This window comes from Achromobacter sp. T5-5 (assembly GCF_055397965.1).
On sequence record NZ_AP027919.1, the window covers coordinates 6,130,752 to 6,153,168 of the forward strand.

At 63.9% G+C, this 22,417-nt stretch carries 31 protein-coding genes; 8 read left to right on the plus strand and 23 right to left on the minus strand.

Features of this window, described 5'->3' with window-relative positions:
* Nucleotides 1-49: 49 nt before the first annotated feature.
* Together dsbD and cutA are read right to left on the minus strand one after the other, a co-directional pair.
* Nucleotides 50-1,936: a protein-disulfide reductase DsbD gene (gene dsbD / locus ACZ50Q_RS27780; RefSeq protein ID WP_464080120.1), complete on the minus strand. Its 1,887-nt coding sequence runs from the start codon at nucleotides 1,934-1,936 to the stop codon at nucleotides 50-52.
* Nucleotides 1,936-2,283, minus strand: a complete 348-nt coding sequence (cutA, locus tag ACZ50Q_RS27785) for a divalent-cation tolerance protein CutA (protein WP_464080121.1) — start codon at nucleotides 2,281-2,283, stop codon at nucleotides 1,936-1,938. The genes dsbD and cutA overlap by 1 nt, the downstream gene beginning before the upstream one ends.
* Before the next feature lie 121 nt (nucleotides 2,284-2,404).
* Between cutA and ACZ50Q_RS27790 the strand changes: the two genes are divergently transcribed.
* The gene (locus ACZ50Q_RS27790) at nucleotides 2,405-2,857 is read left to right on the plus strand and encodes an HIT family protein (RefSeq protein ID WP_464080122.1); all 453 of its coding nucleotides are present in this window, start codon (nucleotides 2,405-2,407) and stop codon (nucleotides 2,855-2,857) included.
* An 89-nt stretch (nucleotides 2,858-2,946) separates the two neighbouring features.
* Here the strand turns inward: ACZ50Q_RS27790 and rplQ are convergent, their stop codons facing one another.
* From rplQ to ACZ50Q_RS27885, 19 genes are all read right to left on the minus strand, one after another.
* Nucleotides 2,947-3,339: a 50S ribosomal protein L17 gene (gene rplQ, locus ACZ50Q_RS27795; protein WP_006389635.1), complete on the minus strand. Its 393-nt coding sequence runs from the start codon at nucleotides 3,337-3,339 to the stop codon at nucleotides 2,947-2,949.
* Nucleotides 3,340-3,525: 186 nt separating this feature from the next.
* Nucleotides 3,526-4,512 carry a DNA-directed RNA polymerase subunit alpha gene (locus tag ACZ50Q_RS27800; protein ID WP_008169002.1) on the minus strand — a complete coding sequence of 329 codons (987 nt, stop codon included), beginning with the start codon at nucleotides 4,510-4,512 and terminating at the stop codon, nucleotides 3,526-3,528.
* A gap of 233 nt (nucleotides 4,513-4,745) precedes the next feature.
* Nucleotides 4,746-5,369: a 30S ribosomal protein S4 gene (gene rpsD, locus ACZ50Q_RS27805; protein WP_006389633.1), complete on the minus strand. Its 624-nt coding sequence runs from the start codon at nucleotides 5,367-5,369 to the stop codon at nucleotides 4,746-4,748.
* An 11-nt stretch (nucleotides 5,370-5,380) separates the two neighbouring features.
* Entirely contained in the window at nucleotides 5,381-5,782 is a 402-nt protein-coding gene (rpsK, locus tag ACZ50Q_RS27810; protein ID WP_006216516.1) for a 30S ribosomal protein S11, read from the minus strand.
* A 15-nt stretch (nucleotides 5,783-5,797) separates the two neighbouring features.
* On the minus strand, nucleotides 5,798-6,163 hold the full coding sequence (gene rpsM, locus ACZ50Q_RS27815; protein ID WP_008168996.1) for a 30S ribosomal protein S13: 366 nt from the start codon (nucleotides 6,161-6,163) through the stop codon (nucleotides 5,798-5,800).
* Nucleotides 6,164-6,206: 43 nt separating this feature from the next.
* Complete coding sequence (rpmJ, locus tag ACZ50Q_RS27820; protein ID WP_003806928.1) at nucleotides 6,207-6,320, minus strand: 50S ribosomal protein L36; 114 nt, start codon at nucleotides 6,318-6,320, stop codon at nucleotides 6,207-6,209.
* 34 nt (nucleotides 6,321-6,354) lie between these two features.
* On the minus strand, nucleotides 6,355-6,573 hold the full coding sequence (gene infA / locus ACZ50Q_RS27825) for a translation initiation factor IF-1 (RefSeq protein ID WP_003806927.1): 219 nt from the start codon (nucleotides 6,571-6,573) through the stop codon (nucleotides 6,355-6,357).
* An 8-nt stretch (nucleotides 6,574-6,581) separates the two neighbouring features.
* A complete protein-coding gene (secY, locus tag ACZ50Q_RS27830; protein WP_043519460.1) occupies nucleotides 6,582-7,907 on the minus strand; it encodes a preprotein translocase subunit SecY in 1,326 nt (441 codons plus the stop codon).
* A gap of 13 nt (nucleotides 7,908-7,920) precedes the next feature.
* Nucleotides 7,921-8,361, minus strand: a complete 441-nt coding sequence (rplO, locus tag ACZ50Q_RS27835) for a 50S ribosomal protein L15 (protein ID WP_056327061.1) — start codon at nucleotides 8,359-8,361, stop codon at nucleotides 7,921-7,923.
* 9 nt (nucleotides 8,362-8,370) lie between these two features.
* Entirely contained in the window at nucleotides 8,371-8,556 is a 186-nt protein-coding gene (rpmD, locus tag ACZ50Q_RS27840) for a 50S ribosomal protein L30 (protein WP_006216520.1), read from the minus strand.
* Nucleotides 8,557-8,559: 3 nt separating this feature from the next.
* The gene (rpsE, locus tag ACZ50Q_RS27845; protein WP_008168987.1) at nucleotides 8,560-9,081 is read right to left on the minus strand and encodes a 30S ribosomal protein S5; all 522 of its coding nucleotides are present in this window, start codon (nucleotides 9,079-9,081) and stop codon (nucleotides 8,560-8,562) included.
* 15 nt (nucleotides 9,082-9,096) lie between these two features.
* Nucleotides 9,097-9,462 carry a 50S ribosomal protein L18 gene (gene rplR, locus ACZ50Q_RS27850; protein WP_008168985.1) on the minus strand — a complete coding sequence of 122 codons (366 nt, stop codon included), beginning with the start codon at nucleotides 9,460-9,462 and terminating at the stop codon, nucleotides 9,097-9,099.
* A 21-nt stretch (nucleotides 9,463-9,483) separates the two neighbouring features.
* Nucleotides 9,484-10,017: a 50S ribosomal protein L6 gene (rplF, locus tag ACZ50Q_RS27855; protein ID WP_076518335.1), complete on the minus strand. Its 534-nt coding sequence runs from the start codon at nucleotides 10,015-10,017 to the stop codon at nucleotides 9,484-9,486.
* A gap of 12 nt (nucleotides 10,018-10,029) precedes the next feature.
* Nucleotides 10,030-10,425: a 30S ribosomal protein S8 gene (rpsH, locus tag ACZ50Q_RS27860; RefSeq protein WP_006216525.1), complete on the minus strand. Its 396-nt coding sequence runs from the start codon at nucleotides 10,423-10,425 to the stop codon at nucleotides 10,030-10,032.
* A gap of 10 nt (nucleotides 10,426-10,435) precedes the next feature.
* Nucleotides 10,436-10,741 carry a 30S ribosomal protein S14 gene (gene rpsN / locus ACZ50Q_RS27865; RefSeq protein ID WP_006216527.1) on the minus strand — a complete coding sequence of 102 codons (306 nt, stop codon included), beginning with the start codon at nucleotides 10,739-10,741 and terminating at the stop codon, nucleotides 10,436-10,438.
* A 12-nt stretch (nucleotides 10,742-10,753) separates the two neighbouring features.
* Nucleotides 10,754-11,293 (minus strand): 50S ribosomal protein L5, encoded by a 540-nt coding sequence (gene rplE / locus ACZ50Q_RS27870; protein WP_006216529.1) that lies wholly within the window; start codon nucleotides 11,291-11,293, stop codon nucleotides 10,754-10,756.
* Nucleotides 11,294-11,305: 12 nt separating this feature from the next.
* Nucleotides 11,306-11,626 (minus strand): 50S ribosomal protein L24, encoded by a 321-nt coding sequence (gene rplX / locus ACZ50Q_RS27875; RefSeq protein WP_008168975.1) that lies wholly within the window; start codon nucleotides 11,624-11,626, stop codon nucleotides 11,306-11,308.
* Nucleotides 11,627-11,637: 11 nt separating this feature from the next.
* Entirely contained in the window at nucleotides 11,638-12,006 is a 369-nt protein-coding gene (gene rplN, locus ACZ50Q_RS27880; protein ID WP_006216531.1) for a 50S ribosomal protein L14, read from the minus strand.
* A 340-nt stretch (nucleotides 12,007-12,346) separates the two neighbouring features.
* A complete protein-coding gene (locus ACZ50Q_RS27885) occupies nucleotides 12,347-13,099 on the minus strand; it encodes an aspartyl/asparaginyl beta-hydroxylase domain-containing protein (RefSeq protein ID WP_464080123.1) in 753 nt (250 codons plus the stop codon).
* Between the two features lie 211 nt (nucleotides 13,100-13,310).
* Here ACZ50Q_RS27885 and ACZ50Q_RS27890 point away from each other — a divergent pair, with 211 nt between their 5' ends.
* Nucleotides 13,311-14,738 carry an NAD-dependent succinate-semialdehyde dehydrogenase gene (locus tag ACZ50Q_RS27890; RefSeq protein ID WP_076518334.1) on the plus strand — a complete coding sequence of 476 codons (1,428 nt, stop codon included), beginning with the start codon at nucleotides 13,311-13,313 and terminating at the stop codon, nucleotides 14,736-14,738.
* A gap of 92 nt (nucleotides 14,739-14,830) precedes the next feature.
* On the opposite strand, the gene ACZ50Q_RS27895 is transcribed toward ACZ50Q_RS27890, so the two are convergent.
* Nucleotides 14,831-15,805, minus strand: coding sequence for an AraC-like ligand-binding domain-containing protein (locus ACZ50Q_RS27895; protein WP_464080124.1), 975 nt, complete (start codon nucleotides 15,803-15,805; stop codon nucleotides 14,831-14,833).
* A gap of 159 nt (nucleotides 15,806-15,964) precedes the next feature.
* On the opposite strand from ACZ50Q_RS27895, the gene ACZ50Q_RS27900 reads away from it, so the two are divergent.
* Genes ACZ50Q_RS27900 through ACZ50Q_RS27925 form a run of 6 tightly spaced genes read left to right on the plus strand, consistent with a single transcriptional unit; the run spans nucleotide 15,965 to nucleotide 21,712 of the window.
* Entirely contained in the window at nucleotides 15,965-16,858 is an 894-nt protein-coding gene (locus ACZ50Q_RS27900) for an alpha/beta fold hydrolase (protein ID WP_464080125.1), read from the plus strand.
* 15 nt (nucleotides 16,859-16,873) lie between these two features.
* Complete coding sequence (locus ACZ50Q_RS27905) at nucleotides 16,874-18,055, plus strand: substrate-binding domain-containing protein (RefSeq protein ID WP_076518331.1); 1,182 nt, start codon at nucleotides 16,874-16,876, stop codon at nucleotides 18,053-18,055.
* 12 nt (nucleotides 18,056-18,067) lie between these two features.
* On the plus strand, nucleotides 18,068-18,838 hold the full coding sequence (locus ACZ50Q_RS27910; RefSeq protein WP_464080126.1) for an ABC transporter ATP-binding protein: 771 nt from the start codon (nucleotides 18,068-18,070) through the stop codon (nucleotides 18,836-18,838).
* Nucleotides 18,835-19,587 (plus strand): ABC transporter ATP-binding protein, encoded by a 753-nt coding sequence (locus tag ACZ50Q_RS27915; RefSeq protein ID WP_076518329.1) that lies wholly within the window; start codon nucleotides 18,835-18,837, stop codon nucleotides 19,585-19,587. Before ACZ50Q_RS27910 ends, ACZ50Q_RS27915 begins: the two co-directional genes overlap by 4 nt.
* Complete coding sequence (locus ACZ50Q_RS27920) at nucleotides 19,584-20,594, plus strand: branched-chain amino acid ABC transporter permease (RefSeq protein ID WP_464080127.1); 1,011 nt, start codon at nucleotides 19,584-19,586, stop codon at nucleotides 20,592-20,594. The genes ACZ50Q_RS27915 and ACZ50Q_RS27920 overlap by 4 nt, the downstream gene beginning before the upstream one ends.
* 11 nt (nucleotides 20,595-20,605) lie before the next feature.
* Nucleotides 20,606-21,712 carry a branched-chain amino acid ABC transporter permease gene (locus ACZ50Q_RS27925; protein ID WP_464080128.1) on the plus strand — a complete coding sequence of 369 codons (1,107 nt, stop codon included), beginning with the start codon at nucleotides 20,606-20,608 and terminating at the stop codon, nucleotides 21,710-21,712.
* On the opposite strand, the gene ACZ50Q_RS27930 is transcribed toward ACZ50Q_RS27925, so the two are convergent.
* A complete protein-coding gene (locus tag ACZ50Q_RS27930; protein WP_464080129.1) occupies nucleotides 21,709-22,314 on the minus strand; it encodes a hypothetical protein in 606 nt (201 codons plus the stop codon). The genes ACZ50Q_RS27925 and ACZ50Q_RS27930 overlap by 4 nt on opposite strands.
* Nucleotides 22,315-22,417 lie beyond the last annotated feature (103 nt).

The window sequence follows — 22,417 nt, forward strand, 5'->3', positions numbered from 1 at the left end:
TCAGACGATGGCGTGCGCCTCGCCGCCCGTCTTGGCCCCCACGTCGCGCTCAGCGCATCAGGACGCGATCCAGCGACGCGGCAAAGCGCTTCGCATCCTGAAAGCCCACGACGCGCGCGTCGGCGATTTCCTTGCCGCCGGGTTCGAAGAACATGATGCCGGGCGGGCCGAAAAGACGAAAGCGCTTGAGCAGCGCGCGGTCGTCGGCATTGTTCGCGGTCACGTCCGCCTGCACCAGCACCATCCCCGCCATCCGCTGCGCGACGCCGGCATCCGTGAACGTGAAGCGCTCCATCTCGCGGCACGACACGCACCAGTCCGCATAGAAATCCAGCATCACCGGCCGGGTGCTCTGCGCCAGCAAGGCGTCCAGCTCGGCGTTGGTGCGCACGCGGGTGAATTTGATCTCGCCCTCGGCTGTCCCAGCGGCCGGCGTCTCGCCACGCGCGGCCAGGTGCGACAGCGGCTGCAGGACATCGCGCCCGCCGCTGGCGGCGCCCACGAGCCACGCCGCGGCCGCCAGCGCGAGCAGCAATCCCAGGCCCTTGCCGAACATGCGGCCGGCGCCGGCGCCCTGCGGCAAGGCGTCGAAGGCCCGCAGCATCACGGCGGAGACGACGGCCAGGAACGCCCAGCCCGTCATCTGGACCCACGTGGGCACCACGGGGATCAGCATCCACCAGGCGGTGGCGAGCAAGAGCATGCCGAACAACCGCTTCATGCCGTCCATCCAGGGTCCGGCCTTGGGCAGCAGGGCCGACGACGACGCGCCGACGATCAGCAGCGGCACGCCCATGCCCCAGGCCATTGCGAACAACGCCGCGCCGCCCAGCAACACGTCGCCGGTCTGCGAGATATACAGCAAGGCGCCGGCCAGCGGCGCGGCCACGCAGGGACCGACGATCAGGGCCGACAGCGCGCCCATCACCAGCGCGCCGGTATAGCGCCCGCCCGGCACGCGCGACGAGCGCTCGGACAGCATGGCCTGGACGCCGGAGGGCATCTGGAACGTGAACACGTCGAACATGGCCAGCGCCAACACGGCCAGCAGAATGGCGAAGAGGGTCAGGATCCACGGCGTCTGCAGCCAGGCGGCAAGGCCCGCGCCGCTCAGGCCCGCGGCCACGCCCAGGGCGGTATACACCACCGACATGCCCAGCACATAGGTGGCCGCCAGCGCCAGTCCGCGCCCCCGACTGGGCCGCTGCTGCGCCCCGCCCAGTACGATGGACGACAGGATCGGGATCATCGGCAGGACGCACGGCGTGAAGGCCAGCAACAGGCCCAGCACCAGGAAAACACCCGCCGTCTTGGCCCATCCGAGGCCGCCCAGGGCATCCGCCAGGCCCGTGTCGCCGGCGTTGACCAAGGCAGACAACCCGCCGGAAGCCGCTTGCGTCGGAGAGCCGGACCCGAGCCCCGTGCCGGCCACTGAATAGCCGTCTGCCACGGGCGTGAGCTTCACGATGCTGTCCATCGGCGGATAGCACAGCCCGGCGTCCGCACAGCCCTGACCTGTCAACGTCAGCGTGAAAGGCTGTCCGCCCGCGCCCACCGGCACGCGGATCGTCACGTCCTTGTGGAAGACCTCCATGTCCTTTTCGAAGGTCGGGTCATACTTGACCTCGCCCTTGGGATAGACGGGCTCGCCGAGCGTAGTGGCGTCGGGCGGGCTGATGGCGATCGCGAAGCGCTCGCGGTACATGTAGTAGCCGGGCGCGACCTTGTAGTGCAGCTCCAGCGTGTCCGCTGACGCCATCTGGGCGCTGAATACGAAGGCCTTTTCAGGCTCGAGGAACTCGGTCTCGGCGCGCGCCGCCTGCCATCCCAGCAGCAGGACGGCCATCGCCAGCAGCATCAGGCAGTGCCTGAAAAGGCGGGAGATCGCGCTCTCGGCACGCGCGGGCGCGCCAACCGTACCGGCAAGTTGCAACATCAGTTTCTCTTGTTCTGCGTAGGGGCCGTCTGCTCGCGCACCCAGTCCAGGTAAGGCGCCGCGCCGCCAATGACCGGCAGCACGATGATCTCGGGAACGTCGTAGGGATGCATCTGCGCCAGGACCTGCACGACCGCGGCGTGCCGGGCGTGGGTGGTCTTGATGTGGATGGGGATTTCTTCCGCGCCTTCGACCTCGCCGTTCCACATATAGATGGACAGTCCGGGCGCGCCGAGGTTCACGCACGCGGCCAACCCGTCCTCGACCAGCACGTGCGCAATGCGCTTGGCCAGCAACAGATCCGGTGCATTGCTGATGACCAGCACGACGTCGTCATCGCGCAACATGGAAGCTCCTTGGGATACCCGCGTGGGATGTAACTCGGGGTATTTTATCGGTATTGCGGCCAACTCCCCGGAACAGCCGGGCGCCCGCCGCCGCGCCTTCATCTTCCACGCCGAGGCACGCATGTCCGACAACTGCCTGTTCTGCCGCATCGCCCGTCACGAGATCCCCGCGCACGTCATCCACGAAGATGACCGCCTGCTGGCCTTCCTGGACATCCAGCCGGTGCGGCCCGGGCACACGCTCATCATTCCCAAGCAGCACTACCCCTACTACGAAGACATGCCCGCCGACCTGGCGGCGAGCATCGTCAATCTCGGCCAGCGGCTGGGCCGCCACATGAAGCGCCTGTACGGCGTCGAGCGCGTGGGTTTTGCGTTCACCGGCATTCACGTGGCGCATGCGCACGCCCATGTCATCCCGATGCACCACCCGCAGGACCTGACGTCCACGCAGTACATCGAGCAGCAGGACCTGACCTTCAAAATGCCCGCCCAGCCGGCGCAGGAAGCGCTGGCGACCACTGCGTCCGAGTTGCGCGCGCAGTTGCGGGGCGGGCCCGAGCGCGCAGCCTGAGCGGGCGGCCGCGAAGCCACCGCCGGCTCGCCCAAAAAAACAAGGGCGGGTCCGAAGACCCGCCCTTGTCGCTTATCGAGCTGCCGAATTTACTCGGCGCTGTCCTCAGCGGCTTCATCGACTTCCGGACGGTCAACCAGTTCCATGAAAGCCATGGGAGCGTTGTCGCCTTGACGGAAGCCCATCTTCAGCACGCGGGTGTAGCCGCCGTTACGGGCCGCGTAGCGCGGGCCGATTTCGGCAAACAGCTTCACGACCGCATCGCGATCGCGCAGACGGGCGAAAGCCAGACGCTTGTTCGCGAGCGTGGGCTCCTTGCCCAGCGTGATCAGGGGTTCGATGACGCGGCGCAATTCTTTCGCCTTCGGCAGCGTGGTCTTGATTGCTTCGTGAGTGATCAGCGAAACAGCCATGTTGCGGAACATGGCAAGACGGTGACTGCTGGTGCGGTTGAGCTTACGCAAGCCATTACCGTGACGCATGATAAGTTTCCTTTGAATCTAAAGACGGCGTTTCCGCCATCGGGTTGCCGGCTCTTCTATCGACCTGCAATCAGGCCGCGGTCCGGTAGAAAACGGGGCATTTTACGACGGTTTCGCAAATCGCCCGGCGATGAAGCCGGGCGCTGCGGGAGACGCCCCTGATCCGGGGCGGCACCCTTTCAAGACTTAGGGACGCTCCAGGCCCAGGGGCGGCCAGTTCTCGAGCTTCATGCCGAGGGTCAGGCCACGTGCAGCCAGCACTTCCTTGATCTCGTTGAGCGACTTGCGACCCAGGTTCGGGGTCTTGAGCAGCTCGTTTTCGGTACGCTGGATCAGGTCGCCGATGTAGTAGATGTTTTCGGCCTTCAGGCAGTTGGCCGAACGCACCGTCAGCTCCAGGTCGTCGACCGGGCGCAGCAGCACCGGATCGATCTGCGGCGTGCCGCGGACCGGGGCTTCGTACGAATCGCCAGCGCCTTCCAGGGCGGCGAACACCGAGATCTGGTCCATCAGGATGCGGGCCGACTGGCGCACCGCTTCCTCGGGCGAGATGACGCCGTTGGTTTCGATGTCCAGGACCAGCTTGTCCAGGTCGGTACGCTGTTCCACGCGGGCGCTTTCAACGGCGTAGCTCACGCGGCGGACCGGGCTGAACGAGGCGTCCAGGACGATGCGGCCGATGGTGTGGGTGCGGTCTTCCGACAGCGCGCGCACGTTGCCCGGCACGTAGCCACGGCCCTTTTCGACCTTGATCTGCATTTCCAGCTTGCCCGCTTCCGTCAGGTTGCAGATGGCGTGGCCGGGGTTGATGATCTCGACGTCGTGCGGCAGCTCGATGTCGCTGGCCAGCACGGTGCCGGCGCCGGACTTGCGCAGGACCAGGGTGACTTCGTCACGGTTGTGCAGCTTGAAGACCACGCCCTTCAGGTTCAGCAGGATGTCGACGACATCTTCGCGAACGCCGGGGATGGTCGAGTATTCGTGCACCACGCCCGTCATTTGCACTTCGGTCGGCGCGTAGCCGGTCATCGAAGACAGCAGGATGCGGCGCAGGGCGTTGCCCAGCGTGTGACCGTAGCCACGCTCGAACGGCTCCATCACGATCTTGGCATGGTGCGTGCCGACCGGTTCAACTTCAATGGAGCGCGGCTTCAGGAAACCTTGAGTGGACATTTACTGTGTTCCTTTTCAATACCCTCGGCTCGTTACACCGATAAGGCTGATGGACAGGTTGAAACTTGATGCTTGATGCTTGATGCACGGACAGCGCGAAAAAACGCCGCCCGATACTTACCGCAAAGCCCGCTCCACCAAACGGCGGAAAGCGGGCTGCTGCGGGACGTGCAAACGGATCGCGGGACCAGCTTGCCAGCGCTTCCGCGAAGGAGACGCGCCGGCAGGCGTGATTAACGCGAGTACAGTTCGACGACCATCGATTCGTTGATGTCGCGAGCGACGTCAGCGCGATCGGGGGCCGACTTGAACGTACCGGTCAGCTTGGTCGTGTCGACTTCCACCCACTGGGGGATGCCGATGCTGGTGGCCAGGTCGAGCGATTCCTTGATGCGGCCTTGCTTCTTGGCCTTTTCGCGGATCGAGATGACGTCGCCAGCCTTGACCAGCATCGAAGCGATGTCAGCCGTGTGGCCGTTCAGTTCGATGGCGCGGTGGCTCACCAGCTGGCGAGCTTCGGCGCGCGTCGAGCCGAAGCCCATGCGGTAGACGACGTTGTCCAGGCGCGATTCCAGCAGCTGGATCAGCGTTTCGCCGGTGTTGCCACGGCGACGCTCGGCTTCAGCGAAGTACTTGCGGAATTGCTTTTCCAGCACGCCGTACATGCGCTTGAGCTTTTGCTTTTCGCGCAGCTGCAGGCCGTAGTCGGAAGTGCGGGCACCCGAAGTGCGGCCGTGTTGGCCAGGCTTGGAATCCAGCTTGCACTTGGAATCCAGCGAGCGACGGGCGCTCTTCAGGAACAGGTCAGTACCCTCGCGGCGCGAGAGCTTGCATTTGGGTCCAATATAACGTGCCATGTGGATTCCCTTTAGATACGACGACGCTTCGGCGGACGGCAGCCGTTGTGCGGAACGGGCGTGATGTCGGCGATGGACGAGATCTTGATGCCCAGCGCGTTCAAGGCGCGAACCGACGACTCGCGGCCAGGACCGGGGCCCTTGATGCGGACTTCCAGCGTCTTGATGCCGTACTCGAGCGCAACGCGGCCAGCCGTTTCAGCGGCAACCTGCGCGGCAAACGGGGTCGACTTGCGCGAACCCTTGAAGCCAGCACCGCCCGACGTGGCCCACGACAGTGCGTTGCCCTGACGGTCGGTGATGGTGATGATGGTGTTGTTGAACGAAGCGTGAACGTGCGCGATGCCGTCCGAGACGTTCTTCTTGACCTTTTTGCGCACGCGCGAAGCGCCGCTGGTGGAAGCTTTCGCCATAATCCTGTTCCTCGATTATTTCTTCAGGGACGCAGCAGCACGACGCGGGCCCTTGCGGGTCCGGGCGTTGGTGCGAGTGCGCTGGCCGCGCACGGGCAAACCGCGCTTGTGACGCATACCGCGGTAGGTTCCCAGGTCGATCAAACGCTTGATCGAGAGCTGTACTTCACGACGCAGGTCGCCTTCAACCGTGAACAAACCAACATGTTCGCGGACGCGTTCCAATTCAGCGTCGCTCAGATCCTTGACCTTTTTGTCAAAGGGTACGTTTGCCGCTTCGCAAATCTTGCGAGCGCGCGTACGACCGATGCCAAAAATGGCGGTCAGGCCGATCTCGGCGTGCTGTTGCGGCGGAATGTTAATGCCAGCAATACGGGCCATGACTGTTCCTTGAATAAATCCGTTGCGTAGTCGCTAACCCGAGTTAGCCTTGACGCTGCTTGTGACGCGGGTCGGTGCAGATAACGCGCACCACGCCGTGACGTTTGATAACTTTGCAGTTGCGGCAGATCCGCTTAACCGATGCCATTACTTTCATGGTTGACTCCTAATTTTCCGTAATCCGGTTCCGCTCATTTGGAGCGGAAAACTATCCTGGCTCGCGTCAGATCATAGGGCGTGAGCTCCACTGTGACCTTGTCACCCGGCAGGATCCGGATGTAATGCATACGCATCTTGCCGGAAATATGGCCCAACACCACGTGGCCGTTTTCGAGCTTGACGCGAAATGTCGCGTTCGGGAGGTTCTCAAGAACCTCACCTTGCATCTGAATGACGTCGTCCTTGGACATTCTTTTGCTTACCGCATCGGCAAACCCGCGCCCTTGAAGTTCGCCTTCTTGAGCAACGAGTCGTACTGGTGAGACATCATGTAGGCCTGAACCTGCGCCATGAAATCCATCGTCACCACCACAATGATCAACAGAGACGTACCACCGAAGTAGAAGGGAACGTTCCAGCGCATCACCAAGAATTCCGGCAACAGGCACACCAACGTGATGTAGATGGCACCTGCGAGCGTCAGACGCATCAGGATCTTGTCGATGTAGCGCGCCGTTTGTTCGCCCGGACGGATGCCCGGAACAAACGCACCACTCTTCTTCAGGTTGTCCGCCGTTTCGCGGCTGTTGAAAACCAGAGCCGTGTAGAAAAAGCAGAAGAAAATAATCGCGACCGAGTACAGCGTGATGTAGAGCGGTTGACGAGGCGACAGGGCCGCAGCCAGGTCGCTAAGCCAGCGCATGTTCTCGCTGCTGGAGAACCAGCTCGTGATCGTGGCCGGGAACAGAATGATCGACGATGCGAAGATCGGCGGAATCACCCCTGCCATGTTCAACTTCAGCGGCAAATGCGAGCTTTGACCACCGTAGACCTTGTTGCCGACCTGACGCTTGGCGTAGTTGACCGTGATCTTGCGCTGTCCGCGTTCCACGAACACCACAAAAGCGGTCACCAGCACCACCAGAGCCACGATGAACAGCGCCGAAAGCACAGACATCGCGTTGGTGCGAACCAGGTCCAGCAGTGCAGCCAGCGCCGCGGGCAGACCCGCAACGATACCTGCGAAGATCAGGATGGAAATCCCGTTGCCCAGACCGCGCTCCGTGATCTGCTCACCCAGCCACATGACGAACATGGTGCCGGTGACCAAGGTCACGACGGTCGTGAAGCGGAACAGCATGCCCGGATCGATCACCAGTCCCTGCTGGGACTCCAGCGCCACCGAAATGCCCACAGCCTGCACCAGCGCCAGCACGACCGTGCCGTAGCGGGTGTATTGGGTAATCTTCCGACGGCCGGCCTCGCCCTCTTTCTTGAGCGCTTCCAGCGACGGCACCACCACCGACATCAACTGCATGATGATGGATGCCGAAATGTACGGCATGATCCCCAGGGCAAAAATCGAGAAACGCGAGAGCGCCCCGCCCGAGAACATGTTGAACAGGCCCAGGATCCCGCCCTGGTTCTGACGGAACAAGTCCGCCAGCGCGTCCGGGTTAATACCCGGAACCGGGATGTGTGTACCCAAACGGTAAACCACCAGGGCGAGCACCAGGAACACCAGACGGCGCTTCAGATCGCCGTATCGTGCTCCGGATTTGCCCAATGCCTGCGCGTTAGCCACTCGTCACCTCTGATCAAGCAAGCGAGCCGCCCGCGGCTTCGATGGCGGCGCGAGCGCCAGCCGTCGCGGTAATGCCCTTGAGCACGACCTTGCGCGAGAGTTCACCAGACTTGATGACCTTGGCGTAACGAACCGCCTGGCCAATCACGCCGGCCGCCTTCAGCGCTTGCACATCGATTTCGTCGATGGGCAGGGCTTCGAGGTCCGACAACAGAACTTGGGCATACAGGTGTTGACCCAGCGGGGTGAAACCACGCTTGGGCAGGCGACGTTGCAGCGGCATTTGACCGCCTTCGAAGCCAACCTTGTGGAAACCGCCCGAGCGCGACTTCTGACCCTTGTGACCACGGCCGGCGGTCTTACCCAGACCCGAACCGATGCCACGGCCGACGCGGCGCTTGGCGTGCTTGCTGCCCTCGGCGGGCTTCAGCGTATTAAGTTGCATATCCGACATGGTGATTCCTTAGGCTTCCGAGACGGAAACGAGATAATCCACCTTACGGATCATCCCACGCACCTCGGGCGTATCGACCAGCACGCGGCTGCTGTTGATGCGACCCAAGCCCAAACCGCGAACCGTATCACGGTGCGATTGCTTGGTACCGATCACCGAGCGCACGAGGGTCACTTTGATCTGCTTCTGAGCCATGATTTACCCCAGGATTTCTTCGACCGTCTTGCCGCGCTTGGCAGCAACATCGGCCGGGGTCAGGGAGGCGCGCAGGCCATTCAACGTGGCGCGAACCATGTTGTAGGGGTTGCTCGAGCCCAGGCTCTTGGCAACCACGTTACGCACACCCATCACTTCGAAAATTGCGCGCATCGGGCCGCCGGCGATGACGCCGGTACCTTCAGCAGCGGGCGAGATCAGCACGGTAGCGGCGCCATGCTTGCCAACCACGGTGTGGTGCAGCGTGCCGTTCTTCAGCGCGACCTTGAACATGCCGCGACGGGCTTGTTCCATGGCCTTCTGAACGGACACCGGCACTTCACGCGCCTTGCCCTTGCCCATGCCGATGCGGCCATCGCCATCGCCAACCACGGTCAGCGCGGCAAAGCTCATGGTGCGACCACCCTTGACCACTTTGCTCACGCGGTTGACCGCGATCATCTTTTCGCGGAGGCCGTCATCGTTCTCTTTTTCCGCGGCGTTCTTGCCTTGTACTTTAGCCATTTGACAGATCCTCGCTTAGAACTTCAGGCCGGCTTCACGCGCGGCATCGGCCAGCGCTTTCACGCGGCCATGGTAACGAAAGCCCGAGCGATCGAAAGCGACCAGTTCGATACCGGCAGCCTTGGCCTTTTCGGCCACGCGCTTGCCGACCAGCGTAGCAGCGGCTTTGTTGCCGCCCTGGCCGGTTTGGCCGGCCAGTTGCGCACGCACTTCGGCTTCCACCGTCGAGGCGCTGACCAGAACGCGATCGCCTTCCGGCGAAATGATGTTGGCGTAGATGTGCTGGTTCGAGCGGAAAATCGAGAGGCGATGAACGCGCAGCTCGTTGATCTTCCGGCGGGTCGGAACCGCACGACGCAAACGGGAAACTTTTTTGTCCATGATTCGTCCTTGCGTGCGCCGTTATTTCTTCTTGGTTTCTTTGATGACGACGCGTTCGTCCGAGTAACGCACACCCTTGCCCTTGTAGGGTTCGGGTTCGCGGTACGCGCGGATTTCAGCGGCCACCTGGCCGACGACTTGCTTGTTGGAGCCCTTGATGACGATTTCCGTCTGGGTGGGGCATTCGGCCTTGATACCGGCCGGCAACTGATGCAAAACATCGTGCGAGAAACCGAGCTGCAGCTTAACGGCGTCGCCTTGAATCGAGGCGCGGTAACCCACGCCAACCAGATTCAGCTTGCGCTCGAATCCCTTGCTCACACCGTTGACCATGTTGGCCACCAGCGCGCGCACGGTACCCGACATGGCGTTCGCGTGACGCGAATCGTTGGCGGCGACAAACGTGAGCTTGCTGCCGTCCAGCGAAATCGTGACGTCGCCAGTCAGGGCTTGAGTCAGGGAGCCCAGCGGGCCCTTGACGGTGATCTGATCCTGCTTGATGTCAGCTTCGACACCCTTGGGCAGTTCGACCGGATACTTAGCGATACGTGACATTCGAATTTCTCCTTAGGCCACGTAGCACAGCACTTCGCCGCCGACGCCGTTGGCGCGAGCCTTACGGTCGGTCATGACGCCGCGCGAGGTCGAAACGATAGCCACGCCCAGGCCGTTCATGACCTGAGGAATGCTGGTACGGCCCTTGTAGATACGCAGACCAGGGCGCGAGACGCGTTCGATGCGCTCGATGACCGGACGACCAGCGTAGTACTTCAGGGTGATCTCGAGCTCAGGCTTGGCCTGGGTGCCCTTGATTTCAAAGCTGTCGATGTAGCCTTCGTCCTTCAGCACAGCGGCAATGGCCGCCTTCAGCTTCGAGGAGGGCATGCTCACCGTAACTTTGTCCACTTGCTGCGCATTGCGAATGCGGGTCAGCATATCGGCGATGGGATCGCTCATGCTCATATTGTTTCTCCTACCAGCTGGCCTTGGTGATGCCGGGGATTTCACCCTTCATCGCCATTTCACGCAGTTTGTGGCGCGTCAGGCCGAACTTGCGGAACACGCCGCGAGGACGACCGGTGACCACGCAACGATTGCGTTGACGCGTCGGGTTGGCATTGCGCGGCAGCTGTTGCAGCTTGAGCCGAGCTTGGTAACGTTCTTCGTCGGTCTTCGACTGGTCGTCGATGATCGCCTTCAATTCGGCGCGCTTGGCGGCGAACTTGTCAGCCAGCTTGGCGCGCTTGATGTCGCGATTGATGAGGGAAAGTTTAGCCACGTCATCAGCCCCTTAGTTACGGAACGGGAAGCTGAAGGCCGTCAACAGCGCCTTGGCTTCTTCGTCGGTCTTCGCGGAGGTGGTGATGCTGATGTTCAGCCCACGCAGCGCGTCGATCTTGTCGTACTCGATTTCGGGGAAAATGATCTGCTCTTTCACCCCGATGTTGTAGTTGCCACGGCCGTCGAACGCACGACCCGAGATGCCGCGGAAGTCGCGCACGCGAGGCAGCGCAACCGCCACCAGGCGATCCAGGAATTCGTACATGCGTTGACCACGCAGCGTGACCATGCAACCAATCGGGTAGTTTTCGCGGATCTTGAAACCGGCGATTGCCTTCTTGGTCTTCGTCACGACAGGCTTTTGGCCGGCGATCTTGGTCAGATCCGACACAGCGTGTTCGATGACTTTCTTGTCGGAGACCGCTTCCGAGACACCCATGTTCAGGGTGATCTTGGTGATGCGCGGCACTTCCATTACGCTCTTGTAGCCAAACTTGGCCTGCAGGTCGCCAGCGACCTTGCTCTTGTAGAAATCTTGCAAACGAGACATGTCTATCGCCCCTTACGCCTTGGCGCCGACAACGGCACCATTGGAACGGAACACGCGGACCTTGCGACCTTCGACTTCTTGAACGCCCACGCGGTCGCCACGACCGGTTGCGGGGTTGAAGAGCGCCACATTCGAGATGTGGATCGGCATGGTCTTTTCGACAATCCCGCCCGGGTTGTTAGCCATCGGGTTGGCTTTCACGTGCTTCTTGGCAACATTGACGCCTTCGACCAGGACGTGGTCGGCGCCAACGCGAGCCAGCACGGTGCCGCGACGCTTCTTGTCGCGGCCGGTCAGGACGATGACTTCGTCGCCTTTACGAATGTTGTTCATCGTAGGGCTCCTTACAGCACTTCCGGGGCCAGCGACACGATCTTCATGAACTTCTCGGTACGCAGTTCACGCGTAACGGGTCCGAAGATGCGGGTGCCGATGGGCTCCAGCTTGGCGTTGAGCAATACGGCGGCATTGCCACCGAAACGAATCAGCGAACCGTCTTTACGGCGCACGCCCTTGGCGGTACGAACCACCACGGCATTGTAAATTTCGCCTTTCTTGACGCGTCCGCGCGGAGCCGCATCTTTGACGCTCACCTTGATGATGTCGCCGATACCGGCATAACGGCGCTTGGAGCCACCGAGCACCTTAATGCACATGACATGACGCGCACCAGTGTTATCGGCCACGTCCAGCGTGGTCTGCATTTGGATCATGATTTTTCCTGTTCCAACTTAACTGGAAATACGGTTTTCCCAACAAGGGAACACTGCAATTCCTGCCAGTTTTGGTCCCGTCAGGTCAGCCGCCCTGCTTTGGTGTCGGCAAGTCCATAACTTCTGGACCAGCAACCGGTTGGCAACGCAACGACCCTGGGTTGAAATCCTGCGGGTATTCCCCCCGACGCGCTCATCTAACGTTCGGATAGATGAATCGACAATCTGGGAAAGCTGATCATTCTAACGTGGTTAAAATTTGAGCGCAAGCACTTTGTTGGGATCGCGCACAAAAGACCACGCCCCCCTGTCAAGGGAGTGGTTTGGCGGGCTCTGCCCCCTATTTTTGGCGGTAGTAGCCCTTCTCCCAGGCATCGTGATTGACCTTGCCGCGACGGATTTCGTCCGTGAACGGCGCGGCCATGAGCACCAGGCGATTGAGCCATTTTACAGGAGCGCGGCAGGGTCGCTCGAAATCGACGAACAGCACCGCGCGCAGCCCGTCGGTGTCGTTGTGCACCTGGTGGGGATAGAGGTCATCGAACACCACGGCCTGTCCTTCCCGCCAGCTGTAGCGTTCGCCGCCCACTTCGATCCAGCATCGCTCGGGCGGATCGGGGATGACCAGGCCCAGGTGCAGACGCAGCACGCCGTTGTAGGGACCCGTGTGCAGCGGAATGCGCTTGCCGGCTTCCAGGATGGAAAAGAACGCGGTGCGTATCCCGGGAATGCCCTGCAACGCCTGGGCGGTGGCCGGACAGCGCGCGAGGTTACGGTCGGAGCGCAGGCCGTAGCCCATGAAGACGAAGGTCTTCCATTGGTCGTCGGACGTGATCATGCCCACATCGGGGGATATCTCGTGGAAGGCGGGCAGTTTGCTGCGCTCGGCCAGCAGGCCGGTCAGTTCGGCGCGGATGGCGGGCGCCCGCGCTTCCAGCGTGGCGAGCCACGGAAACTGGCTGTTTTGAAAGATGGGCTTGTCTCCCACGAGCGACGCCTGGGCGATGCGCTGGCGGAGCCAGTCGATGAAGCGGAAGAAGACCCGGGAATAGAGACTGGGCTTGGCGGCCGGGCGCGCATCGACGGGTTGCACGATAGATAGATGGGGGGACAGCCGAAGATCCCTCATTTTGTCGACGGCGGCGCGCGCGCGCAAGCGCCGTGCACGCATCCAGCACGCGCCCTGCACGCGAATGGCCCCAAGCCCGCCACCGGGATTGGCTCCCTCCGCTGGGAGGAAGCTGGTTTAGACTGCCGTGGCGACAGCGGTCGCTACCCCTCCCATTTCGCAAGGAACGACAGGCATGTATGAACAGTTGGCGCTGTATATCGACGGCGAATTCGTCGCTGGCGAGGGCAGGCGCACCCAGGACGTCATCAACCCGGCCACCCTCGAAGTGCTCGGCCAGCTGCCCCACGCCACGGAAGCAGACCTGGACCGCGCCCTGGCCGCCGCCCAGCGCGCCTTCGAATCGTGGAAGAAATCCTCGCCCATGGATCGCTCCGCCATCCTGCGCAAGGTCGCCACGCTGTCGCGCGAACGCGCCAAGGAAATCGGCCGCAACATGACGCTGGACCAGGGCAAGCCGCTGGCCGAGGCCGTGGGCGAAGTGACGTCCTGCGCCGAGCATGCGGACTGGCACGCCGAGGAATGCCGCCGCATCTACGGCCGCGTGATCCAGCCGCGCAACCCGGACGTGCGCCAGATCGTGGTGCGCGAACCCATCGGCGTCTGCGCCGCCTTCACGCCCTGGAACTTCCCGTACAACCAGGCCATCCGCAAGATCGCCGCCGCGATCGGCGCCGGCTGCACGGTCGTGCTCAAGGGCCCCGAGGATTCACCCAGCGCGGTCATGGCGATTGCGCGCATGTTCCATGACGCCGGCCTGCCCAAGGGCTGCCTGAACATCGTCTGGGGCGAGCCCGCCAAGATCTCCGATTACCTGATCCGTTCGCCGATCGTGCGCAAGGTGTCCTTCACGGGTTCGGTCCCGGTCGGCAAGCAGCTTGCCGCGCTGGCCGGCGCGCACATGAAGCGCGTGACCATGGAATTGGGCGGCCACTCGCCCGTGCTGGTGTTCGACGACGCGGACATCGACCGCGCCGCCGAAATGCTGGCCAAGTTCAAGGTGCGCAACGCCGGCCAGGTCTGCGTGTCGCCCACCCGCTTCTACGTGCAGGACGGCGCATACGAACAGTTCCTGGCGCGCTTCTCGGATGTGCTGAAGAACATCAAGGTCGGCGACGGCCTGGAAGCCGGCACCGACATGGGACCGCTCGCGCATGAACGCCGCGTGCCCGCCATGAGCGCCTTCATCGACGACGCCAAGAAGCATGGCGGCAAAGTCGTGGTCGGCGGCGGCCCGCTGGACCGCAAGGGATTCTTCTTTGCGCCCACGGTCGTGACGGAACTGCCCGACAACGCCATGCTGATGACCGAGGAGCCGTTTGGCCCGGTGGCGCCCGTGGTCCGCTTCAGCGATACCGACGAAGTGCTGCGCCGGGCCAACAGCCTGCCGTTCGGCCTTTCGTCGTATGTGTTCACGAATTCGCTGAAGACCGCGACCAAGGTGTCCAACGGCCTGGAGGCCGGCATGGTCAACATCAACCACTTCGGCAGCGCCCTGGCCGAGACGCCGTTCGGCGGCATCAAGGACAGCGGCATCGGCAGTGAAGGCGGTACGGAGACGTTCGAAGGCTATCTGGTCACGAAGTTCATCACGCACATCTGACCCGAACCGCCGGCCCGCTCAAGGCGCGCTTCCAGCCGCTGAAAGGCGGGCCGTTCTGCTTTGGCGCTGCGGTCGCGCCCGGGGCCGCCCGCTCAGGCCCGCGGCCCCGCCCCGGCCGCGCGCATATCCCGCGGGGTCATGCCGAAGCGCTGCTTGAACAGCCGGCTGAAATGCGAGGGATGGGAAAAGCCGACCTGGTAGGCCAGTTCGGCGATGCTGCGATGATTATGCCGCGCGTCCAGCAGCAGTTCGCGGCACCGGTCCAGCCGCTGCTCGAAGATGAACGCCTCCGGCGACACGCCCCCCGCGCGCAGAATGCGGTGCAGGTAAGCCACCGACACGCCGCAGCCCTGCGCCACCCGCAGGGGTGACAGGTCCGGATCGGCGAGATGCTGGCGGATGTAGGCGAGCACGCGCGCCCGGTGCGCTACCGTGACGCTGCTGTCCGCTTCCGACACCTGCCCCTGCCCCGGCTGCACCAGGAACAGGACGATGAGGTCGATGAGACGTTCGCCCAGTTCCGCAGCCTCGGTGTCGGACCACGTGGCCATCCCCTTGAAGAGGTGATCCATGTAGCCGGCCAGCAGCGCGCCGCGGGGCGATCCGTCATCGATGCGCAGCTTGTAGAAGGCGCCGACGCGCGAATCACGCTGCGACAAGGCGCTGCGCGGAAACGACACACTCAAGCTGCGATACCCCGATGCCCCCTGCGCCGTCGCCTGGTACGGCAGACTCTGGTTCATCAGATAGACGCAGCCGGGCTCCACCTGGAATTCCCGGCCCTGCTGGCGCACCGCCAGCGGACCGGCCAGTGGCAGGCCGAAGGTATAGAACTCCTGGTCGAGCCGAGACACGTTTCCCGTGGTGCGCTCCAGGCGCTGGCCCTGGTAGTGCAGGTCGTTGAACTGCAGGCTGGCGCGCCGCGCGTAACGCACGTGTCCCGCAAAGTTGCCGGGCTTTCCGCCATGCACCTCGAACGGCCCGAACGCATCGGAAAGCGCCGCGCGCCACTGATCGCGCCGGTCGGCGCCGGCGCCGGCCGAAATGGCGAATTCCGTATCTGGCATCGCACGGTCTCCTGGTGCACGGGGTGCGCAAATTGATCTTGCGTCTACATATTCTTGACTCACCCTGCTCTGGGGTGGCGGGCGCATTGTGGGCGCGCCTGCCGCAAGTCTATATTCAGCCCGATAAGCACACAACCTGGACAACCCGGGAGGAGACACATGGCACAGGCAAGCGCGGCAGCCGCCCGCCCAACGCCCGTCTCGCGCTACCTGCGCTGCGCGGGGCGCGAGCTGCACTACACCGAGTGGGGCCCGGCCGACGCGCCCCCCATCGTCATGTGGCATGGCCTGGCTCGCACCGGCCGCGACTTCGACGAGCTGGCGCAGGCCCTGGCGGGCGACTACCGCATCCTCTGTCCCGATGCGATCGGGCGCGGCCTGTCCCAATGGAGCCCCGATCCGGTCGCGGAATACCGGCTGGACTTCTACGCTACGCTCGCGCGGGCTTTCCTGGACGGCCTGGCGCTCCAGCGCGTGCGCTGGGTGGGAACTTCCATGGGCGGGGCGACCGGCATGCACGCCGCCGCCACCACGCTGCGCGACCGCATCTCGCACCTCGTGGTCAATGACATCGGACCGGAGCTGCCGCAACCGGCCATCGAGCGCATTCTTGCCTATGCCGGCAATCCGCCAGCCTTCGACACCGTGACCGAACTCGAGACGTGGTTGCGCGCAGCCTACAAGCCCTACGGCTGGCAAAGCGATGAGCAGTGGCGCCGGATGGCGGAAACGTCGGTGCGCCGCCTGCCCGACGGCCAGGTGACGACGCATTACGACCCCGCCATCGTCGGCCAGTTCAGCCATCATCCCCGCGACTACGACCGTTGGGCGGGATATGACTCGCTGCGCATGCCTGTGCTGCTGCTGCGCGGCGCCGATTCGGATCTGCTGCTGCCCGAGGTCGCCGACGCCATGACACGGCGCGGCCCGCGCGCGCAGCGTATCGACTTTCCCGACTGCGGCCACGCCCCCGCCTTGAACGTGCCGGCCCAGATCGACGCCATCCGACAATTCCTTGCCACGCCGGACGACACGGCGGCACGTGCCCACTGACACCAGGAGACTTCCATGAAACGCGTTCTGCTCGCCACGCTGGCCAGCCTTTGCATGAGTTCCGCGGGTTCCGCGCTTGCAGCGAAGGATTTCGTGGTGGCCCACGTCTACGACAAGACAGGCCCGCTGGAGGCCTACGCCAAGCAGACCCAGAACGGGTTGATGCTGGGCCTGGAATACGCCACCCAGGGCACCATGACGGTGGCGGGGCGCAAGATCCGCGTCATCGAAAAGGACAACCAGGGCAAGCCCGACGTCGCCCGCGCACAGCTTGCGTCCGCCTATGCCGACGACAACGCGGACATCGCGGTGGGGCCCACCTCGTCGGGCGTGGCGCTGGCGATGCTGCCGATCGCGGAAGAATACGAAAAGATCCTGCTGGTAGAGCCCGCCGTGGCGGACTCCATCACCGGCGAAAAGTGGAACAAGTACATTTTCCGCACGGGCCGCAATTCGTCGCAGGACGCCATCGCAAACGCCGTGGCGTTCGACCAGCCGGGCACGTCGATCGCCATGCTGGCGCAGGACTATGCCTTTGGCCGCGACGGCGTCAAGGCATTCAAGGGTGCGCTCAAGAACGCGAAGATCGTGCACGAGGAATACCTGCCGGCCAATGCCACGGACTTCACCGCCGGCGCGCAGCGCCTGTTCGATGCGCTCAAGGACAAGCCGGGTCGCAAGATCATTTTCATCCTGTGGGCCGGCGCGGGCAATCCGTTCAAGATCGCCGATCTGGACCCCAAGCGCTACGGCATCGAAATCGCCACGGGGGGCAACACGCTGACCGCCATGACGCCGCTGAAGTCGCTGGCGGGCATGGAAGGCGCCACGTACTACTACTACGGCATCCCGAAGAATCCGGTCAATGACTGGCTCGTGGCCGAACACCAGAAGCGCTTCGGCCAGCCGCCCGACTTCTTCACGGCGGGCGGGATGGCCTCGGGCATCGCGATCGTCGCGGCGCTGAACAAGACCGGCGGCGATTCCGACACCGACAAGCTGATCAAGGCCATGGAAGGTATGAGCTTCGACACGCCCAAGGGCAAGATGACGTTCCGGCCCGAGGATCACCAGGCGATGCAGTCGATGTACCACTTCCGCATCAAGAACGATCCCTCGGTGCCCTGGGCGGTCCAGGATCTGGTCAAGGAGATCACCCCCGACCAGATGGCCGTTCCGGTCCAGAACAAGCGTTGATTCCCGCCGCTCATGCTTGAGACCCATTCGCTCTCCGTCCGCTTTGGCGGGCACGTGGCCGTCAATGACGTGAGCTGCGCCTACGCGCCCGGCACGCTGACGGCCATCGTCGGTCCGAACGGCGCGGGCAAGACGACATACTTCAATCTGATCTCGGGCCAGTTGCGCGCCAGTGCCGGAACGGTGACGCTGGACGGACGGGACCTGACCGGACTGTCCGCACCCGCGCGCATGCATGCGGGATTGGGGCGCGCGTTCCAGCTGACGCAGCTTTTTCCGCGCCTGAGCGTGCACGAGAACGTGCGGCTTGCCCTGCAGTCGCGCCAGCAGGGCCTGGGCTGGCGGCACATCAGGTTCTGGCGCACCTGGAGCGACGACCGCGGCCTCATCGAGCGCGCCGATGCGCTGCTCGAACGCACGCGCCTGACCGCGCGCCGCGATCACCCCGCCGCCGACCTGCCCCATGGCGATCAGCGCAAGCTCGAGATCGCCATGCTCATCGCGCTGGAACCCAAGGTATTCATGTTTGACGAGCCCACCGCCGGCATGAGCGTGGACGACGTGCCCATTGTGCTGGCCCTGATCCGCGAACTGAAGCGCGATGGCTCCAAGACCATCCTGCTCGTGGAGCACAAGATGGATGTCGTGCGCGAGCTGGCGGATCGGATCGTCGTGCTGCACAACGGCCGGCTGATGGCGGACGGAGATCCCGCGGCGGTCATCGCATCGCCCATCGTCCAAGAGGCCTACCTGGGCATCAGCGCGCCGGAGGTGGGGGCATGACAGCGCATCCGCTCCTGCACCTGAAGGACGTCCACACGCACATCGGCGCCTATCACATCCTGCATGGGGTGAATCTTTCGGTGCCGGCTTCGGGCGTCACCATGCTGCTCGGCCGCAATGGCGCGGGCAAGACGACAACGCTGCGCACCATCATGGGCCTGTGGCGCGCGTCGCAGGGCCAGGTCAGCCTGGACGGCAAGCCCATCGGCGGCCCGGGAACGCGCACGACGCCGCCCGACATGGCGCGCATGGGCATGGCCTACGTGCCGGAGAACATGGGCATTTTTGGCGACCTGTCCGTGAAGGAGAACATCCTGCTCGCGGCGCGCCTGGCGCGTAGCGCCGACCACCTCGACACGGCGCGGCTGGAGTGGATCTTTGGATTCTTCCCGGCATTGAAAAAGTTCTGGCTGCATCCGGCCGGCAAGCTCTCCGGCGGCCAGAAGCAGATGCTGGCGATGGCGCGCGCGATCATCGAACCGCGCCGCCTGCTGCTGGTCGACGAACCGAGCAAGGGCCTGGCGCCCGCCATCATCCAGAACATGATCGATGCGTTCATCGAGCTCAAGCAATCCAGCACCACCATCCTGCTGGTCGAGCAGAACTTCAATTTCGCCCGCCGCGTCGGCGACTACGCCGCGATCATGGACAACGGCAAGGTGGTGCATGCCGGCGCGATGGACGAACTGGCCGCGGACGAGGCGCTGCAGACGCGCCTGCTGGGCCTGTCACTAGGAAGCCACCAATGAGTACGCTGGACATCGAGGCCCCCCTGCCCCGCGCGCGCGCCGATCTCGTGCCGGTGCTGCTGGTGCTGGCGCTGGCCGCCATCGCGCTGCCGCTCGTCGGGTCGTTCTCCACCTGGGTCACGCTGACCTTCGCGGGCCTGGCCATGGGCATGATCATCTTCATCGTGGCTTCAGGGATGACCCTGGTCTTCGGCCTGATGGACGTGCTGAACTTCGGGCACGGCCTGTTCATCGCAATCGGCGCCTACATGGCCGCGACCATCCTGGGCTCCATGGCCGACTGGACGCAGTCCGGCAGCCTGTGGGCCAATCTCGTCGCGGTGTTGCCCGCCATGATCGTGGGCATGCTAGTGGCCGGCGCCGTGGGCCTTGCGTTCGAGCGCGTGATCGTGCGGCCGGTCTATGGCCAGCATCTGAAGCAGATCCTCATCACCATGGGCGGCATGATCATCGGCGAGGAAATCATCAAGATGATGTGGGGGCCGCAGACGCTCACCCTCGCGCTGCCGGAGTCGCTGCGCGGCGCATTCCTGCTGGGCGACGCCGCCATCGAGAAGTACCGCGTGCTGGCGTTGCTGGTGGGCCTGGTGGTCCTGGGCGGCATGCTGTGGGTGCTCAACCGCACCAAGCTGGGGCTGCTGATACGCGCCGGCGTCGAAGACCGCGAGATGGTCGAAAGCCTGGGCTACCGCATCCGGCATCTCTTTGTCGGCGTATTCGTCGCCGGGTCGATGCTCGCCGGCCTGGGCGGCGTGCTGTGGGGGATGTACCAGCAGTCGATCGTGCCCCAGCTGGGCGCGCAGGTGAACGTGCTGATCTTCATCGTCATCATGATCGGGGGCCTGGGCTCGACGGTGGGTTGTCTCATCGGCGCCCTGCTGGTGGGCCTGATGGCGAACTACACGGGCTTCCTTATGCCGAAGGCCGCCCTGTTCTCGAATATCGCGCTGCTGGTCGCCATTTTGCTGTGGCGGCCGCAAGGCGTGTACCCGGTCACGAACCGTTAGGAGCCGTCGACATGTCGTTCCGCCTGCTTTCCGGCGACCCTCCGCGCAGCGCGATCCTGGCACTGCTGCTCATGGCGATCGTGGCCGCGCTGGCCGTGGCGCCGTTCCTGTTCCCCGGCCCGAAGGCGCTGGCCGTGGCGGCGAAGATTCTTGTCTTCATCATCCTGGTTGCCAGCTACGACCTGCTGTTGGGGTACACCGGCATCGTCAGTTTCGCGCACACCATGTTCTTCGGAATAGGCGCATACGGCGTGGTGATCGCCAGCATGCGCATGGATCCGGGTTGGACGGCGGTTTTCACGGGGGTCGCGGGCGGCCTGGCCGTGTCGCTCGCCTTTGCGCTGTTGATCGGCCTAGCCAGCCTGCGCGTGCGCGCGATCTTCTACGCCATGATCACCCTGGCCGTCGCCGCGGCCTTCCAGACGCTGGTCTCGCAGCTCTCGGACCTGACGGGTGGCGAGGACGGCCTGAACTTCAAGGTGCCGCAGATGCTGCGGCCCGCGTTTCGCCCTTTGTCCGAGCCCGTGTTCGGCGTCAACGTGGACGGGCGGATCATCACGTACTACCTGATCGCGGCCGTCTGCGTGGTGCTGTTCCTGATGTTGCTGCGCATCGTGAATTCCCCGTTCGGCCGCGTGCTGCAGGCGATCCGCGAGAATCCATTCCGCGCCGAAGCCATCGGTTATCGCACCGTGCTGTACCGCAGCCTGTCCAATCTGCTGGCGGCCGCGTTCGCCACGCTGGCCGGAGCGATGTACGCGCTATGGTTGCGCTACAACGGGCCGGATACGACCCTCTCGTTCGAGATCATGCTCAACATCCTGCTCATGGTGGTCATCGGCGGCATGGGCACGATGTACGGCGCGGTGGTCGGCGCGAGCCTGTTCGTGTTCGCGCAGAGCTACCTGCAGGACGGGCTGCAGGCGATCCACGATGGGATTTCCGGCATCGCGCCTTTGGCCATGCTGTTCGAACCGGACCGCTGGCTGTTGTGGCTGGGGATTCTGTTCGTGTTGTCGGTCTATTACTTTCCCACGGGCATCGCAGGGCGCCTGCGGGAGTTCGCACGCCGCCCTGCCCGCCAGGCCGCACATCCGAAATCCCACGGCCTGCGCTAACGGCCCACCTGCCTCAACGTATCCGCGTCGCGCCGCAGCGCGTTGACTCGGCGTTGCATCTCGTCAACGCTTCGGCGCGAGTCGCTGCCGGCCCGATCCAACTGGGATCCCGATGGCGTCGGGGCCAGCCGGGGCATGTTCATGGGCGCCCCGGAATTCAGGGGGATCGTGGCCGACGCCGGCGGGCCCGCTCCTTGCGGCGTGGCATTCAGCACGCGCTCCAGTATCCGTAGCTGATCGCGTTGTGCCTGCAGCGCACGTTCCTGGTCCAACAACGCCTGTTCATCCGGATCGTCGGTGCCGAAGATCGCCGCATGATCGCGCGACCGTCCTTCCAGATTGACGCGAGGATCCGGCCCCGCGTTCAGCAGGGCGCGGCCGATCGTCGCGGGATCCGAGGCCGTTGGCGGGCTGGCTGCGGCATCCGGCTTCGCCACGCCCTTGCCCGACTGCGATGGCGCGCCGGTGCGTGGCTCGGGGGTCAGGGAACGCGAGGGCGCGGTTGCCGGGTCCTGGGCCTGCGCCTGCGCCACGGCGCTGACCATCGCAAAGCCGCATGCGGCCAGCCAGGCCGATCGGCGCGATTTCATGAAACGGTGCATGGTTCCTCTGCTTCGTGGCACGCAGGCGGCAAAAAAAAACGGCAAGGGGTTTAGCCCTTGCCGTTTTATATCAGAACGGCGAACCGTTCCGATGTCTTGCTTT